At 74.3% G+C, this 15760-nt stretch carries 12 protein-coding genes and 2 pseudogenes; 8 read left to right on the top strand and 6 right to left on the bottom strand.

Going from position 1 to position 15760, the window contains the following annotated elements:
• Nucleotides 1-70: 70 nt before the first annotated feature.
• From MVA48_RS22185 to pgsA, 4 genes and pseudogenes are all read left to right on the top strand, one after another.
• A complete protein-coding gene (locus tag MVA48_RS22185) occupies nucleotides 71-2563 on the top strand; it encodes an FtsK/SpoIIIE family DNA translocase (protein ID WP_305852276.1) in 2493 nt (830 codons plus the stop codon).
• A 49-nt stretch (nucleotides 2564-2612) separates the two neighbouring features.
• A pseudogene (locus MVA48_RS22190) lies at nucleotides 2613-3509 on the top strand (radical SAM protein); the annotation flags it as partial.
• Between the two features lie 328 nt (nucleotides 3510-3837).
• A complete protein-coding gene (locus MVA48_RS22195) occupies nucleotides 3838-4056 on the top strand; it encodes a hypothetical protein (RefSeq protein WP_246989349.1) in 219 nt (72 codons plus the stop codon).
• 71 nt (nucleotides 4057-4127) lie between these two features.
• Nucleotides 4128-4733, top strand: a pseudogene (gene pgsA / locus MVA48_RS22200) (CDP-diacylglycerol--glycerol-3-phosphate 3-phosphatidyltransferase); the annotation flags it as partial.
• A 55-nt stretch (nucleotides 4734-4788) separates the two neighbouring features.
• On the opposite strand, the gene MVA48_RS22205 reads toward pgsA, so the two are convergent.
• On the bottom strand, nucleotides 4789-5520 hold the full coding sequence (locus tag MVA48_RS22205) for an AfsR/SARP family transcriptional regulator (protein ID WP_246983766.1): 732 nt from the start codon (nucleotides 5518-5520) through the stop codon (nucleotides 4789-4791).
• Nucleotides 5521-5763: 243 nt separating this feature from the next.
• Here MVA48_RS22205 and MVA48_RS22210 point away from each other — a divergent pair, with 243 nt between their 5' ends.
• Nucleotides 5764-6168, top strand: a complete 405-nt coding sequence (locus tag MVA48_RS22210; protein ID WP_246983768.1) for a helix-turn-helix domain-containing protein — start codon at nucleotides 5764-5766, stop codon at nucleotides 6166-6168.
• A gap of 62 nt (nucleotides 6169-6230) precedes the next feature.
• On the top strand, nucleotides 6231-6791 hold the full coding sequence (locus MVA48_RS22215; protein ID WP_246983770.1) for a TetR/AcrR family transcriptional regulator: 561 nt from the start codon (nucleotides 6231-6233) through the stop codon (nucleotides 6789-6791).
• Here MVA48_RS22215 and MVA48_RS22220 read toward each other — a convergent pair.
• Complete coding sequence (locus MVA48_RS22220) at nucleotides 6777-7244, bottom strand: GNAT family N-acetyltransferase (protein ID WP_246983772.1); 468 nt, start codon at nucleotides 7242-7244, stop codon at nucleotides 6777-6779. The two genes, MVA48_RS22215 and MVA48_RS22220, sit on opposite strands and share 15 nt — an antisense overlap.
• Nucleotides 7241-8257 (bottom strand): PfkB family carbohydrate kinase, encoded by a 1017-nt coding sequence (locus MVA48_RS22225; RefSeq protein WP_246983774.1) that lies wholly within the window; start codon nucleotides 8255-8257, stop codon nucleotides 7241-7243. Before MVA48_RS22225 ends, MVA48_RS22220 begins: the two co-directional genes overlap by 4 nt.
• Nucleotides 8258-8379: 122 nt before the next feature.
• On the opposite strand from MVA48_RS22225, the gene MVA48_RS22230 reads away from it, so the two are divergent.
• On the top strand, nucleotides 8380-9219 hold the full coding sequence (locus MVA48_RS22230) for a PspA/IM30 family protein (RefSeq protein WP_246983776.1): 840 nt from the start codon (nucleotides 8380-8382) through the stop codon (nucleotides 9217-9219).
• A gap of 36 nt (nucleotides 9220-9255) precedes the next feature.
• Here MVA48_RS22230 and MVA48_RS22235 read toward each other — a convergent pair whose 3' ends face one another.
• Nucleotides 9256-10113 (bottom strand): DNA-formamidopyrimidine glycosylase family protein, encoded by an 858-nt coding sequence (locus MVA48_RS22235; RefSeq protein ID WP_246983778.1) that lies wholly within the window; start codon nucleotides 10111-10113, stop codon nucleotides 9256-9258.
• A gap of 97 nt (nucleotides 10114-10210) precedes the next feature.
• On the opposite strand from MVA48_RS22235, the gene MVA48_RS22240 reads away from it, so the two are divergent.
• Complete coding sequence (locus tag MVA48_RS22240; RefSeq protein WP_246983780.1) at nucleotides 10211-10795, top strand: antibiotic biosynthesis monooxygenase; 585 nt, start codon at nucleotides 10211-10213, stop codon at nucleotides 10793-10795.
• A 13-nt stretch (nucleotides 10796-10808) separates the two neighbouring features.
• On the opposite strand, the gene MVA48_RS22245 is transcribed toward MVA48_RS22240, so the two are convergent.
• Nucleotides 10809-10979, bottom strand: coding sequence for a hypothetical protein (locus tag MVA48_RS22245; RefSeq protein WP_246983782.1), 171 nt, complete (start codon nucleotides 10977-10979; stop codon nucleotides 10809-10811).
• A 138-nt stretch (nucleotides 10980-11117) separates the two neighbouring features.
• On the bottom strand, nucleotides 11118-15689 hold the full coding sequence (locus MVA48_RS22250) for an ATP-dependent helicase (RefSeq protein WP_246983784.1): 4572 nt from the start codon (nucleotides 15687-15689) through the stop codon (nucleotides 11118-11120).
• Nucleotides 15690-15760 lie beyond the last annotated feature (71 nt).

The following is a 15760-nucleotide window of genomic DNA, read 5'->3' on the forward strand; positions in this document are numbered from 1 at the left end:
GGATCACCTGCCCGGGACACGAGCTCCGGCCTGCCCGATCCGGGCGCCGAAGGCGATTACCGTCCGACACATGCCTGCCCGCACCACGTCGAACCGTCGGCCGGCGTCCCCACGCAGCCGCTCCGGATCGACGGCTGCGAGCAAGAAGCGTCCGGCCGCCAAGCGCTCCACCAACCGCCGTCCCCCCGCCCGGAAGAACAACTCCGGAGGGCTGTGGGGAGTGATCAGCGGCGGCTGGAACCTGCTGGCCCGCGGCGCCGGCGGACTCGCCCGCTCCGTCGCCCGCCCGGAGGAGGCCGAACCGCTGGCTCCCGAGCACCGCCGCGACGGTGTGGGCCTGGCGGTGCTCGGCCTGGCGATCGTCCTGGGCGCGGCCGCCTGGAGCAACGGCATCGGCCCGGTGGGCCTCGGTCTGGCGCAGGGCGTCCGCTGGATCGTCGGGTCGCTGGTCATGGTGCTGCCCGTCGTCCTGTTCTTCGCGGCCATCCGGCTGCTCCGCCGCGGACCGCGACCCGAGGCGCGCGGCCGGCTGGCCATCGGCTGGCTGTGCACCGTGGCGTCCGTGCTCGGCATCGCGCACGTCCTCGGCACGCCGGCGGACCCGCAGGCCGGGCGGCCGGGCTCCGGCGGGCTGGTCGGCTGGGCCGTCGGCACGCCGCTGACGGCCGGCATCGGCAGCGTCGTCACCGTCGCCCTGCTCGCCCTGCTGGCCTTCTTCGGACTGCTCGTCATCACCGCGACACCGGTCCACCAGATCCCCGAGCGGCTGCGCGAGCTGACCGACCGGCTCCTGGGCCGGAACGAGTACGACGACTACGACGAGGAGTACGACGAGGAGGACGACGAGGAGGCGGCGCCGACCGGGCGCCGCGGCCGCCGCAAGCTGTCGGAGGACCTGCTCACCACCGGGCCCATCGACCACGCCGCCTTCGACGCCGCGCCCGAGGCGACCCGCACCACCGAGGGCGAGCACACCGAGCTGCGCGCCCCCACGCCGCGCCCGCCGGTGGAGGACCGCACCGCGCCGCCGGAGGACCTGCCGCCGATCACCGAGCCCGAGCAGCTGTCCATCCAGCCGGTCGCCGGCAACTACGTGCTGCCCTCGCTGACCATCCTCCGGCCGGGCACGCCGCCGCGGGCGCGGTCGAAGTCCAACGACGTCGCCATCGAGGCGATCACCGGCGTCCTCGAGCAGTTCAACGTCGACGCCGCGGTCACCGGCTTCACCCGTGGCCCGACGGTCACCCGCTACGAGGTCGAGCTCGGCCAGGGCGTGAAGGTCGAGAAGATCACCGCGCTGACCAAGAACCTCGCCTACGCGGTGGCCAACGACAACATCCGGATCCTCGCGCCCATCCCCGGCAAGTCGGCGGTGGGCGTCGAGGTGCCCAACACCGACCGCGAGACCGTGTCGCTGGGCGACGTCATGCGCTCGCAGGCGGCCAAGCAGGACCCGCACCCGATGCTGGTCGGGCTCGGCAAGGACATCGAGGGCGGGTTCGTCTGCGCCAACCTGGCGAAGATGCCCCACCTGCTCGTCGCCGGCGCCACCGGTGCCGGCAAGTCCAGCTGCATCAACTCGCTGCTGACCTCGCTGCTCCTGCGTGCCGCGCCCGAGCAGCTGCGGATGATCCTGGTCGACCCGAAGATGGTCGAGCTGACGCCCTACGACGGCATCCCGCACCTGATCACGCCGATCATCACCGACCCGAAGAAGGCAGCCACCGCGCTGGCCTGGCTGGTCGAGGAGATGGAGCAGCGCTACCAGGACATGCGGGCGACCGGCGTCCGGCACATCGACGACTTCAACCGCAAGGTGGAGAAGGGCGAGATCACCGCACCGCCCGGCAGCGAGCGGGTCTACCAGCCCTACCCGTACATCCTCACCATCGTCGACGAGCTCGCCGACCTGATGATGGTGGCGCCCCGGGACGTCGAGGAGTCGATCGTCCGCATCACGCAGAAGGCCCGTGCCGCCGGCATCCACCTCGTGCTCGCGACCCAGCGACCGTCGGTCGACGTGGTCACCGGCCTGATCAAGGCCAACGTGCCCTCGCGGCTGGCGTTCTCGACCTCCAGCCTCACCGACAGCCGGGTCATCCTCGACCAGCCGGGTGCGGAGAAGCTGATCGGCATGGGCGACGCGCTGTTCCTCCCGATCGGCGCCGGCAAGCCCATGCGCGTGCAGGGCGCCTACGTCTCGGACACCGAGATCGAGGCGGTCGTCGAGTTCACCAAGCGGCAGGCCGAGCCCGAGTACCGGGAAGAGGTCTTCACCGCCGCGGCCGGCGAGAAGAAGGAGATCGACGAGGACATCGGCGGTGACCTCGACCTGCTCGTGCAGGCCGTCGAGCTGATCGTCACCAGCCAGTTCGGGTCGACGTCCATGCTGCAGCGCAAGCTGCGGGTGGGCTTCGCGAAGGCCGGCCGGCTCATGGACCTCATAGAGAGCCGCGGCATCGTCGGCCCCTCCGAGGGTTCCAAGGCCCGTGACGTCCTCATCAAGCCCGACGAGCTGGAATCGGTGCTGTTCACCCTGCGGGGTGGCGGGGGAGAAGGCTGAGACGCCTGCCACCGTCCCGCAACGGGCGAGCCGGCCCGCGCCGACTACGATGGGCACGGTGACCGTCGTGCCCCGCCCTGCCCGGAAAGTGGCGGTGCTGACCCTCGGCTGCGCGCGCAACGAAGTCGACTCCGAGGAGCTCGCCGGCCGGCTGGCCGCCGACGGCTACGACCTGGTGGACGACGCCGAGGGTGCCGACGCGGTCCTCGTGAACACCTGCGGGTTCATCGAGAACGCCAAGAAGGACTCGGTCGACGCGATCCTGGCGGCCACGGACTCCGGCGCCTCCGTGGTGGCGGTGGGCTGCATGGCCGAGCGCTACGGCTCCGAGCTGGCCGGCGCGCTGCCCGAGGCCACGGTGCTCGGCTTCGACGACTACGCCGCGATCGGCGACCGGTTGGACGACGTCCTGGCCGGCCGCCCGCTCGTGCCGCACACCCCGCGCGACCGGCGCACGCTGCTGCCGATCAGCCCGGTGCAACGGTCGGCCGCCACCGCCGCCGCGGACGCCCCCGTCATCCCCGGCCACGACTGGCTCCGCCGGAAGCGCCTCGCCTCCGGCCCCACCGCGGCGCTGAAGCTGGCGTCGGGCTGCGACCGGCGCTGCGCGTTCTGCGCCATCCCGGCGTTCCGCGGCGCGTTCGTCTCCCGCCCGCCGGCCGAGGTGCTCGGCGAGGCGCAGTGGCTGGCCGCCCAGGGCGTGCGGGAGCTGGTGCTGGTCAGCGAGAACTCGACGTCCTACGGCAAGGACATCGGCGATCTCCGCTCGCTGGAGAGGCTGCTGCCGCAGCTGGCCGCGGTCGAGGGCATCGCCCGGATCCGGGTGGCCTACCTGCAGCCGGCCGAGCTCCGGCCGGGCCTGCTCGAGGTCATCGCGGGCACGGACGGGGTGGCTCCCTACTTCGACCTGTCCTTCCAGCACTCCTCGCCGACCCTGCTCCGCCGGATGCGGCGCTTCGGCGGCACCGACGACTTCCTCGCCCTGATCGACCGGGCGCGCTCCCTCGCGCCGCGGGCGGCTCCGGACCAACGTCATCCTCGGCTTCCCCGGGGAGACCGAGGACGACGTCGCCGAGCTCGAGCGATTCCTCGTCGAGGGCCGCCTGGACGCCGTCGGCGTCTTCGGCTACTCCGACGAGGAGGGCACCGAGGCGACCGGGCTGCCCGGCAAGCTCGACCAGACGGAGATCGACGTCCGGGTGCGCCGCATCACCGATCTGGTCGAGGAGCTCACCGCGCAGCGGGCCGAGGAACGCATCGGGGAGCGCGTCGAGGTGCTGCTCACCGAGGACCTCGCCGACACCGAAGGTCCCGGGGTCTGGCTCGGGCACGCGGCGCACCAGGACCCCGACGCCGACGGCACCACGACGGTGGCCGGGGTGCCGCGGGGAACCGCCACGGGACAACTCGTCGACGCCGAGGTGGTGGGCACGGAGGGCATCGACCTCCTCGCGCGGGCGCTGGTGGCGGCGATCACTCCGGCCGGGCGGTGATCGGGGTGACCGACGTCGCCCCGGACCCTGCCGCGACACCGCCGCAGTCGGCGAAGCTGGTCAACCTCCCGAACGCGCTCACCGTCCTGCGGCTGGCCCTGGTGCCGGTCTTCGCCGTCCTCCTGCTCCAGCACAGCGGCCTGGACGACGCGGACCGGTACTGGGCCACGCTGGTCTTCGCCACCGCGATCATCACCGACCGCTACGACGGGATGATCGCCCGCAGGACCGGCCAGGTCACCGAGTTCGGCAAGCTGGCCGACCCGATCGCCGACAAGGCGCTGACCGGCACGGCGCTGGTGGCGCTGTCGATCCTTGCCCTGCTCCCGTGGTGGGTCACCGTGGTCATCCTCGCCCGCGAGGTCGCGGTGACGCTGCTGCGCTTCTGGGTCATCCGCCACGGGGTGATCGCGGCCAGCCGGGGCGGCAAGGCGAAGACCGTCGTCCAGGCACTGGCCATCGCGCTCTACATCCTGCCGCTGACCGGCCTGCTCGCCAGCGCCCGGTGGTGGGTCATGGGCGCCGCGGTGCTGCTGACCGTGCTGACCGGCCTCGACTACGTCTACCGCGCGCTCACCCTGCGCCAGACCAGCGCGCGGGCGATGCGCGCCGCGGCCGCCCGCCGCGCCGCCGGGGCGACCGGGAGCAGCGGAACCCGCACCGACTCCGCCGCCTGAGGCCCCGTCTCGGGACCCGCCCTGAGCCTGCGAAGGGTGGGGAGGACGGGGTCCTTCAACCGTGCGCGGTCGCGACGGCGGTCAGCTCGGCGCTCGGTTCGACGCCGACCTCGCGCCGGAGCATGCGCCGGAAGGCGTCGTACTGCCGGCGTGCGGCCACCCAGTCGCCGGCTGCCTGGTGGGCCTCGATGAGGGCCCGCTGCCCGCTCTCCCGCAGCGGCTCGGCCAGCACCGCGACGTGCACGGCCTCGACGGCCGCCGCGGGTCGGCCGGCCTCGCGCAACAGCCGGCTCAGCGCCTCGAGCGCGTGCAGCAGCCGCAGCTGCAGCCGTTCCCGGGCGGCGAGCAGCCAGTCGTCGTACCAGCCGGGCAGCAGCTCCAGCTGGGCGATCGGGCCCGGGTCGACGGCGAGGTCGGCCGGCTCCGGCGCGCCGGCGAGGACACGCGTCGCCCACGCCTCGAGGTGCCGCAGGTCCACCTCGACGTCGTCCCGCAGCCGCAGCACCGTCTGCTCCGCCTCGACGAGCGGGCAGCCCACCTGCTGCAGCCGCCAGAGCGCCGACCGCAGGTTGCCGGCGGCGCGGCCGTCGCCCACGGCCGGCCAGAGGATCCCCGCTGCCGCCCGGCGGTCGACTCCGGCCGGGTGCAGCGCCAGGTGGGCCAGCAGTCGTCGGCTGCCGGGCGGGACGACGAGCCGGACGCCGGCGCAGGTGACCGACAGGCCACCGAGCACGCGGACGACCCGCGACGGCGGTGGTGCGTCGGACGCCGGTGTGATGCTGTGCATCCCGCGCCTCCCCGGGTGGGAGCTCGGTTCCGGAGGGATGGCCGAGCCGCACTCTAGTGAGCCCGGCCGCTCACTGATAGATACGACGGTGCGCTCCGGGAACGCCCGTCCGGGCCACGGTGTTACGCCATCAGCGGACGCACGCCGGTCGGTCCGACCTCGACGGCGGTCGCCGCGTACCGTGAGCGCACGGCGCCCGCCCAGGGCGCCGCCGCTTCCCCGCTCGCAGGACAGGAGACGGCCATGACGCTGCTGCGCACCCAGCTCGGGAACACCTTGCGTGGCCACCGGCTGCGTCAGCGCCGCACGCTGCGCGACGTCTCCGGCGCCGCCCGGGTCAGCCTCGGCTACCTCTCCGAAGTCGAGCGCGGCCAGAAGGAGGCGTCCTCCGAGCTGCTCGCCTCGATCTGCGACGCCCTCGACGTCGAGCTCGCCGACCTCCTCGCCGAGGTCAGCCTGGAGCTGCGGGGCATCCCCGCCGCGTCGGTCCGTCCGCTCACCGCGCCGGCTCCCGAGGCCGCGGTCGAGGACTCCGAGGCCGCCGCTCCGCCGGCCGAGACGCAGCCGGCGCCCGAGCCGGCACTGGCGCTGGTGGGTGCCGGCCAGCCCGCACGCGCCGCCCTGCGGCGGGTCTCGCTGGCCGCCTGATCCCGCGCGCCCGTCCGGCGCGCCTGCTTGACCTGTCCGCCGGCCGATGCAAGACAGGGAACGTGCTGACGGAGCGGGCAGGGCCGACACACGTCGCCGGGGCCCACACGCGCAGCGGCAACGCCATGGGCCGCACCCGCCTCGGTCTGCTGGTCGGCGCGGGCCGCGCGTTCGCCGAGCAGGGCGTACGGCGCAGCACCATGCAATCGATCGCCGCGGCGGCCGGGGTCGCCAAGGCCACGCTGTACAACCACTTCCGCACCAAGGACGAGGTCGTCTCCGCGCTGCTGACGCGGGAGCTGGACCGGCTGACCGGCGTGGCCGCCGATCTGCCGCTCGACGAGGCCCTCGCGGCGTTGTCCGACGAGCTGGGCGCCCACCCGGTGCTCCGGCGCATGGCCGAGACCGAGCCGGACGCGCTCGCCGCGCTGCTGACCCTCGGTCCGGAGTCCTGGGCGGAGCTGTCCGGCCGGCTCGCCGGGGCGCTCCGGATCGACCCCGACGGCGCCGAGATCGCCGGCCGCTGGCTGCTGGGCGTCGTCCTCCAGCCCGGGCGGTCGACCAGCCGACGACGGCACGCCGCGCGGCTGGCGGCCGGTCTGGTGCCCTCAGCGCCGCGGTAGCGCCCGGGTCAGCACGACCCGGTCCTCCCCGGGGCCGGCATGGTCGGACGACGGGTGCCCGGTGGCGCCCAGGGCCGTGTGGAAGGCCACGGCCGCGGTGTCGTCCGGACGGGCGACGGCCTGCACGAAGCGGGCGCCGATGCTGATCGCGAGCTGGTCGAACCAGTCGCCGAGCCGCTGCTCCAGGCCCGTTCCACGCCGGTCGTCGCGCACGGCGAGCACGTGGAGGTAGGCCAGCCCGTCCGCGGTGACGGCGCCGAGCAGGTATCCGACGTCCTCGTCGTCCGCGGACATCGCGAGGGCACCGAACCCGCCGAACTGGTGGAACCACACGGGGTCGTGCAGCGCTCGGTGGTCGGTGTCCCAGAACCGGTCGTGTGCCGCCAGCAGCCGCGCGCGGACCACCGTCGCCGAGAGCTCGGGAAACCCGACGATGACGTCCGGCGCAGTCACCGGGCCGCCCGCGCGGCATCCAGCTCGGCCCGGGTGGGCGGGTCGGCGCCGACCCGGGTGCAGTTGAGCGCCGCCACGAGGGCGGCGTCGTCGGCGAGTGCGAGCAGCCGGTCGTCGGACAGCGACTCCAGCGCGGCCCGCGTGGTGACGCCGGACTCCAGCAGACCGGTCAGGAAGCCGGCGGCGAGCGAGTCGCCGGCACCGACGGTGTCGACGACGTCGACGCGCGGGATCTCGCGGTGCACCACCGGGCGACCAGGCCGGGCGATCCGCAGCGGTGCGCCGCCGTCGGTCAGCAGCAGCACCGCCGGCCCGCGGCCGGCCCACTCCTCCGCCGTCCGGTCGAGGTCGCCGGAGACACCGAGCCAGTCGAGGTCCTCGGCGCTGACCTTCACGACGTCGGCGCGGGCGACGAGCCGGTCCAGCCGTGCGCGGACGACGTCCCGACCGTTCCCCAGCGCCGCGCCCACCGGCCCCTCGGCCAGCATGGGACGGATGTTCGGGTCGACGCTGATCAGCGCCGCACCCTCGGCGTGCAGCCGCTCGACGAGCCGCGCGATCGCGTCGCCGCCCGGCGCCGTCCAGCTGGAGATCGAGCCGACGTGCAGGATCGCCGTGGCGTCGGGCAGGACGCGGGCCAGCTCGTCGTCGGTCCACTGCCAGTCGGCAGCGCCCTGCACGAGGAAGCCGTAATCGGGAGAGCCGTCGGACCCGAGTCCGATGACCGCCACGCTGACCGGCTCGTCCGCCGTCACGAAGCCGGAGACGTCGACGCCCGAGAGCGCCGCGTGGCGGCGGAGGTTCGGCCCGAGCGGGCCGGTGCCCAGCCGGGCGAGCAGGTGCACCGGGGCATCGAGCCGCCCCGCCGCCACGGCGACGTTCAGCGCGTTGCCGCCCGGCCTGGCCACGTAGTGCGGGGCCGTGCCCTCGGGTCCGGCGTCGGCGCCGGGTACGGGGAGCATGTCGACGACCAGTTCGCCGAGGACGGTGAGCACCGGGTTCCCGTTCGCCACGGCCGAACACTAGCGGCGGAAGAGATCAGGGTCTCCCCGCATTGGCTGCCGAAGGGGATCACCTGGGACGATGAGCGGGACGAGCATCGCCGGGCCGGCTCTGCGCCGGAGCAGGAGGATCCATGCCCAACCCGTTCGTGAAGCTGTGGAAGTACCTCACCGCCTCCGCCAACGCCCAGATCGACCAGCGAGCCGACCCGAAGATCCAGATCGCCCAGGCCATCGAGGCCGAGCAGCAGCGGCACCAGGCGCTGGCCAACCAGGCCGCGGCGGTGCTGGGCAACCAGCGCCAGCTGGAGATGCGGCTCAACCGGCAGCTGGGCGAGGTCGAGAAGCTGCAGGCCTCGGCGCGCCAGGCGCTGGTGCTCGCCGACAAGTCCCGCGCGGCCGGCGACGCGGCCAAGGCCGGCGAGTACGAGCAGGCCGCGCAGGCGTTCGCCACCCAGCTGGTGGCCGCCGAGCAGTCGATGGAGGACCTCAAGCGCAGCCACGACGAGGCGCTGCAGGCGGCCGAGCAGGCGCGCGGTGCGGTCGAGCAGAGCCGGATGCGTCTGCAGACGACGCTGGCCGAGCGCACGAAGCTGATGAGCCAGCTGGAGCAGGCCAAGATGCAGGAGCACGTGGCCGACTCGCTGCGCCAGGTCAACGAGCTGTCGGCGCCGGGCAACACGCCGAGCCTGTCGGAGGTCCGCGACAAGATCGAGCGTCGCTACGCCAACGCGCTGGGCCAGGCCGAACTGGCGCAGACCTCGGTCGAGGGCCGGATGCTCGAGGTGCAGAAGGCGACGCTGGACGTCGCCGGCGCCTCCCGGCTGGACCAGATCCGTGCCTCCATGGGCGGCGCCGCGGCCGTGGAGGGCAGCGCGCCGGCGGCGGCGATCGAGCAGGGCGCCCCGGGTGTGCCGCAGCCGGCCGCCGAGCAGCGCGAGGCCCAGCCGGTGGAGCGACCGGACCAGGTCTGACCGGCGCGTCCGCGCGGGGCCGGCGAGGCTCGTGGCTCAGCGCCGGTACAGCGTCACGGGCTGCGGGCGGCCGGGTTCGCCGGTGCGAGCCCGCGGGTCGATGGGGGAGCGGGCGGCCTGGCACGTCGGGCACCACCAGGTGACCCGCTCCTGGGTCGCCGGCCCCTGCTCGCCGAGCAGGATCGGCGTGCCGCACCGGCGGCAGGGGCGTCCCTTGCGGCCGGCGACCCAGTGGTCCTGGCCGCGGCGCGTGCTGCCGGTGGTGCTCTGCTCGGGATGGTTCCGGTTGGCCAGCATCAGGGTGCGCGCGCGATCGACGACGGTCTCCAGGTCCTCGACGTCCCCCACCCTCGCCCACGGATGGACGCCGCAGAGGAACAGGGTCTCGACCTTGTAGAGATTGCCGATGCCGGCGAGGTTGCGCTGATCGAGGATCGCGACGCCGATCTGCTCGTCCGGGTTCTGGCGGAGGCGGCGGACGGCCTCGTCGAGGTCCCAGTCCGGGCCCAGCACGTCGGGCCCCAGGTGGCCGACCAGCCGGCCCTCGTCGGCGGTGGCCACGATCTCGACGTCGTGCAACCGGTAGCCGACGCACTCCCAGCCGTCGGTCGCCAGCACCACGCGGACGTCGTGGGACGGGCCGCCGCGCCAGGTCGTGCCCGGCCGGTAGATGTGCCAGCTGCCGTCCATCCGGAAATGGGTCCGCAGCGTGCGTCCGTCGGCGAGGCGGATCAGCAGGTGCTTGCCCCGAGGCAGGACCTCGGTGACCGTGGCCCCGGTCAGGTCCAGAGCGGCGAGCTGGGGCAGCCGGAACTCGCCGCGGGTGAGCGTGGCGCCGGCCAGCGCGGTGTGCATGCGCTGGGCGGCCAGCCACACGGTGTCTCCCTCGGGCACCCGCTCAGTGTCCCCTCGGTGCATCGGCCCTGCTGGGAGCGGTGTGAGTCCCCTGACATCCGGGATGAGCAGCGGCCGTCGTGACGCTGAAGCGCACATGAGCGTCCCGCTGCGTCTGCGCGCCCGCTTCGGCACGGTCGAGGCCGATCACGCGCGCCCCGAGCCGGTGACCGTGACCGTGGCCCGGGTGGTCCGGCCCCAGCACCGGGCGGCGTTCGAGCGGTGGGCCCAGGACGTGCTCGGCGTCGCCGCCCGTTTCCCGGGGAACCTCGGCGCCAGCCTCCTGCACCCCGGGCCGGGCAGCTCCGAATACCACTTGGTGTACCGCTTCGAGGACGATCGCTCGCTGGCCGCGTGGGAGCGGTCGTCGGAGCGCCGGTCGGCCCTGGCCCACGTCGAGGACATGGTCGACGTCGAGCGCTACCAGAAGGTCTCCGGCCTGGAGAGCTTCTTCACCCGTTCGCCGCAGCCCGGCCCCCGCTGGCGGATGACCGTGCTGACGATCGCCGCGGTCTTCCTGACCACCTCGCTGCTGCAGCAGTTCGTCATGCCGCACCTCGCGGGGTGGCCGCTGGAGCTGCGGCTGCTGCTGTCGGCCGTCGTCGTCGTCCTCCTGCTCGGGCACGTGCTGATGCCGGCGCTGACCCGGGTGTTCGCCCGCTGGTTGCACCCCTCCCGCTGAGCTCCTCGGGTCCTCAGAACCGTGGCCGCGCTCCGGGGGGCCGCAACGTGGCGAGCGCGACCGCGGCGGCGCCGGTCGAGATCAGCAGGCCGAGCAGCGAGAGCACGAAGAGCTCCGGGCGGACGGCCCCGGCCGCGATCAGGGCGGCCCCGGTGACGACCAGGAACACGAGAACGATGCGCATGCGTAGCTCCCTCCTTGGAGCGCGGACCTTCACAGCATGCCCAGGCGGCGTGGACTTCTCACGGTGTGGGACGGGATGCCACGGGAACGTCAACTGTGTGACGGGGGGATGACACGGAAGACGCCGCGCTGCCGGGTGTCAGGCTCGCAGACGGAGACCTCGCGGCGTCGCGGCGAAGCCGGCGGCCTGGAGGGCGGCCGACAACGGGGTCGATTCGTGCACCGATGCGCCGTCTGCCTTCTGCACGACCATCCGGCCGAGCGCGCCGGCCGAGACCGCACCGGACAGGGCCGTCGCCGCCTCCTTGAGCACCTGCTCGTCCTCGGTCCACGACAGCAGCGTCCGGCCGCCGCGCTCGACGTAGAGCACCAGTTCGCCGTCCACGAGCACCACCAGTGCGCCCGCCTTGCGGCCGGCCCGGTGTCCTGGGGTGCGTCGTCCGGTGCCCTCCCCGATGTCGACCGCCTCCTGTCCGTCGGCGGTCGGCCGCTCCGGCCACGGGAGCGCGGCCCCGTAGACGTTGGCCGGGTCGGTGGCCGCGAGCACGACCGCACTGCCCGGAACGCGATCGGGCGCAGCGAAGGCGCGCAGCCGGTCGACCGACCCCGGGGTGCCGAACTGGGCGGCGCCCAGCGTCTCGACGAAGTAGCCGCGCCGGGCGCGGTTGTTCTCCTCGAACGCCCGGAGCACCGGGTAGACGGCCGAGAATCCGCCCGGCACCTGCTCGGCCGCCACCGCGCCCCGGGTGAGGACGCCGTGCCGTTCCAGCAGCGCCTCGGCTCGCGCGGTGGTGCGCCGGGTCGCGTTCGGCTCCCGATCGGGCAGCCGCGACCAGCGGCCGGCCACGGTCGGCGGTCCGGTGCGCGTGGGCATCGCCGGACGCCCCACGCGGGGCCGCCCGTACCTGGTGCGTGAGACCTTCGGGGCCGTGGGCCGGCTCCGGTGCGTGCCACCTCCGCTGAGCCGCGTGCGCAGCGGGGCCAGGGTGTCGTTGGTCAGCGCACCGGCCCAGACGAGGTCCCAGACCAGTTCGGCCAGGGCGGTGTCGTCGGTGGCCCCCACGAGGTCCGACAACCCTCGGAAGAACAGGGCCTGACCACCGGCGAGCTGGTCGAGGACCGGACGGCCCTCGTCGGGCACCTCCAGCGCCTCCGGCAGCAGCAGCGGCGCCAGGTCGGCCGGCAGGAGGCTGATCCAGCCGTCCCCGCCCGGCAGGGCGCCGGCACCGGCCCACAGGACCTCACCGGCGCTGGTCAGCTCGTCCAGCATCGCGGGGGAGTAGTCCCGCACCCGGGTCGGGAGCACCAGCGTCTCGAGGGCGCTGGCCGGCACCAGCGCACCGGCCAGCTGCTCGACGACGGCCAGTACGCCGTCGGAACCCCGCAGCCGACTGCCGACCGATTGCCAGGACGGCGTGAACCGGGCCAGCGTGCCGGTCGGGACCGGCTCGACCTCCTGGCGCAGCTTGGCCAGGCTGCGGCGCCGGATCGACCGGAGTACCTCGGCGTCGCACCACTCGTGGCCGGTGCCGCCGGGACGGAACTCGCCGGAGATCAACCGGCCGGTGCCCGTCAGCCGCTGCACCGTGGCCGTCACCACCGCCACGCCCAGGCCCAGCCGGGCGGCCACCTCGGCGGGCTGGAAGGGGCCGTGCGTGCGGGCGTACCGCCCGATCAGGTCGCCGAGCGGGTCGGCGACCGGCTCGGTGAACACCTCCGGCACCCCGACGGGCAGCGCGGTGCCGAGGGCGTCGCGCAGCCGCCCGGCATCCTCTATGGCGACGGAGCGCTCCTCGCCCGCGATGCGGACCTGGAGCGCGCGTCGGGCGGCCACCAGCTCGTCGAGCCATTCCTGCGGTACCCCGCGCGCGGCGGCCTCGGCCGACGTCAGGTCGCCGACGAAGCGGAGCAGGTCGGCGGCACCGTCGACGTCTCTCGGGTGGCGCTGCTCGGGCAGCCGCTGCAGCTCCGCCTCGATCTCGGCCATCGCGTCCGCGTCGAGCAGCTCGCGCAGCTCCGAGCGGCCCAGCAGCTCGGCCAGCAGACCGGTGTCGAGCGCGAGCGCCTGGGCGCGGCGCTCGGCCAGCGGCGCGTCGCCCTCGTAGAGGAACTGCCCGACGTAGCCGAACAGCAGCGACTGGGCGAACGGTGACGCCGTCTCGGTCTGCACGTCGGCCACGCGGACCTTGCGGGCCCGGACGTCGCGCATCAGCTCGACCAGCCCGGGCACGTCGTAGACGTCCTGCAGGACCTCGCGGGCGGCCTCGAGGGTGATGGGGAACGAGGAGAACTCGCTGGCCACGGACAGGAGCTGGGCAGCGCGCTGCCGCTGCTGCCACAGCGGGGTGCGCCGCCTCGGGTCGCGGCGGGGGAGCAGCAGTGCTCGGGCGGCGCACTCGCGGAACCGGCTGGCGAACAGCGCCGAGCTGCCGACCTCCGCGGTCACCTCGCGCTCCACGTCGTCCGGGTCGAGGACGGCGAGGTCGGCGTCCGGCGGTTCCCCGGTGGTGTCGGGCAGCCGCAGCACGATGCCGTCGTCGGAGTGCATGGAGGCGACGTCGACGCCGTACCGCTCGCGCAGCCGGGCAGCCAGGACCAGCGCCCACGGCGCGTTCACCTGGGCGCCGAACGGTGAGTGCACCACCAGTCGCCAGTCGCCCAGCTCGTCGCGGAACCGCTCGACCAGCAGGGTGCGGTCGTCGGGCAGGTGCCCGGTCGCCGCCTTCTGCTCGGCGAGGTATGTCTGCAGGTTCGCCGCACCCCACTCGTCGAGCCCGGCGGCCCGCGCCCGAGCCAACCCCGCCGCCGGGGTCGCCGACCCGACCTCGCGCAGGAAGGCGCCGAGCGCCCGGCCGAGCTCCAGCGGCCGGCCGGGGGCGTCGCCGTGCCAGAACGGCATCTTCCCGGGTTGACCCGGCGCCGGGGTGACGAGGACGCGGTCGTGGGTGATGTCCTCGATGCGCCAGGACGACGACCCCAGGAGGAAGACGTCGCCCACCCGCGACTCGTAGACCATCTCCTCGTCGAGCTCGCCGACCCGCCGGCCGCCGGTCCCCTCCCCGCCGACGAGGAAGACGCCGAACAGCCCGCGGTCGGGGATCGTGCCGCCGCTGGTGACCGCCAGCCGCTGCGCGCCGGCCCGGGCGGTGAGGGTGTCGGTGACGCGGTCCCAGGTGAGGCGGGGCCGCAGCTCGGCGAAGGCATCGGAGGGATAGCGACCGGCGAGCATGTCGAGGACGGCATGCAGCGCCGACTCGGGCAGCGAGGAGAACGCCGCTGACCGCCGCACGAGCGCGCCCACCTCGTCGACCGTGCGCGGCCGCTCGCTGACGATCGCCACGATCTGCTGGGCCAGCACGTCGAGCGGGTTGCGCAGGTAGCGGATCGACTCGATCGCCCCGGCCTTCATCCGCTCGGCCACGAGCGCGCACTGCACCAGATCGCCACGGAACTTCGGGAACAGCACACCGCGGCTCACCGCACCGACCTGGTGACCGGCCCGCCCGACCCGCTGCAGTCCGGAGGCGACGGTCGGTGGCGCCTCGACCTGGACGACGAGGTCGACCGCGCCCATGTCGATGCCGAGTTCCAGGCTGGAGGTCGCGACGACGGCCGGCAGGCGACCGGACTTCAGCGCCTCCTCGACCACCGCGCGCTGCTCGCGGGAGACCGAGCCGTGGTGCGCGGCCGCCACCGGCTGCACGCCCTCGGGCACGCCCCCGCCTGATCCCGCCTGGGCCATGAGTGCCGCGGCGTTGGTGCCCGGGGGCACAGCATCGCCGGTGGCACGTTCGTAGGCCAGCTCGTTGAGCCGGCTGGTCAGCCGCTCGGCGAGGCGCCGCGAGTTGGCGAACACGATCGTGCTGCGGTGCGCCTGGACGAGGTCGAGCACCCGTTCCTCGACGGCCGGCCAGATCGACGACCTGGGCTGATTGCCGGCTGCCGAGCCCTCCAGTTCGCCGGTGGGCTGCCCCAGCGCGCTCATGTCCTCGACCGGCACGACGACCGAGAGGTCCCACTCCTTCACCGACGGCGGGGCGACGACGCGGACCGGGCGGCCACCGGCGAGGTAGGTCGACACCTCCTCGATCGGGCGGACGGTGGCCGACAGGCCGATCCGCTGCGCCGGGCGGTCGAGGAGTTCGTCGAGCCGGTCGAGGGAGACGGCGAGGTGGGCGCCGCGCTTGGTGTCGGCGACGGCGTGCACCTCGTCGACGATGACGGTCTCGACCCCGCGCAGCGCCTCGCGGGCCGCGCTGGTCAGCAGCAGGAACAGCGACTCGGGCGTGGTGATCAGGATGTCGGTGGGCCGCCGCGTGAAGGCCCGCCGCTCGTCGGCGGGAGTGTCGCCGGACCGGATGCCCACCCGGATCTCGGGGCGGGCGAGCCCGAGCCGGGCGGCGGCCTGTCCGATGCCGGCGAGCGGGGCCCGCAGGTTGCGTTCGACGTCCACCGCCAGCGCCTTGAGCGGGGAGACGTAGAGGACCCGGCAGCGTGCCTGCTCGTCGACGGGGGGCGGGGATGCGGCCAGCCGGTCGAGGGACCACAGGAAGGCCGCCAGCGTCTTCCCCGACCCCGTGGGCGCGACGACGAGGGCGTGCTCACCGCTGCTGATCGCGTCCCAGGCACCGTCCTGCGCGGCGGTGGGCCGGACGAACGCACCGGTGAACCAGGCCCGGGTGGCCTCGGAGAACCGGTCGAGAGCTGACACGCTGTCGAGTGTCCCCGGCAGGTACGACACTTCGCCGGTCGGCGACTGCCCGTCGCCGTGGGATGCACCCG

The sequence above is a fragment of the Blastococcus sp. PRF04-17 genome (assembly GCF_023016265.1).
GTDB lineage: Bacteria > Actinomycetota > Actinomycetes > Mycobacteriales > Geodermatophilaceae > Blastococcus_B.

Bases quoted from the DNA above. Each gene is read 5' to 3' on its own strand.
- MVA48_RS22230 (WP_246983776.1), top strand. From the start codon at position 8,380: ATGCCCAACCCGTTCGTGAAGCTGTGGAAGTACCTCACCGCCTCCGCC.
- MVA48_RS22240 (WP_246983780.1), top strand. From the start codon at position 10,211: ATGAGCGTCCCGCTGCGTCTGCGCGCCCGCTTCGGCACGGTCGAGGCC.
- MVA48_RS22205 (WP_246983766.1), bottom strand. From the start codon at position 5,520: ATGCACAGCATCACACCGGCGTCCGACGCACCACCGCCGTCGCGGGTC.
- MVA48_RS22210 (WP_246983768.1), top strand. From the start codon at position 5,764: ATGACGCTGCTGCGCACCCAGCTCGGGAACACCTTGCGTGGCCACCGG.
- MVA48_RS22245 (WP_246983782.1), bottom strand. From the start codon at position 10,979: ATGCGCATCGTTCTCGTGTTCCTGGTCGTCACCGGGGCCGCCCTGATC.
- MVA48_RS22185 (WP_305852276.1), top strand. From the start codon at position 71: ATGCCTGCCCGCACCACGTCGAACCGTCGGCCGGCGTCCCCACGCAGC.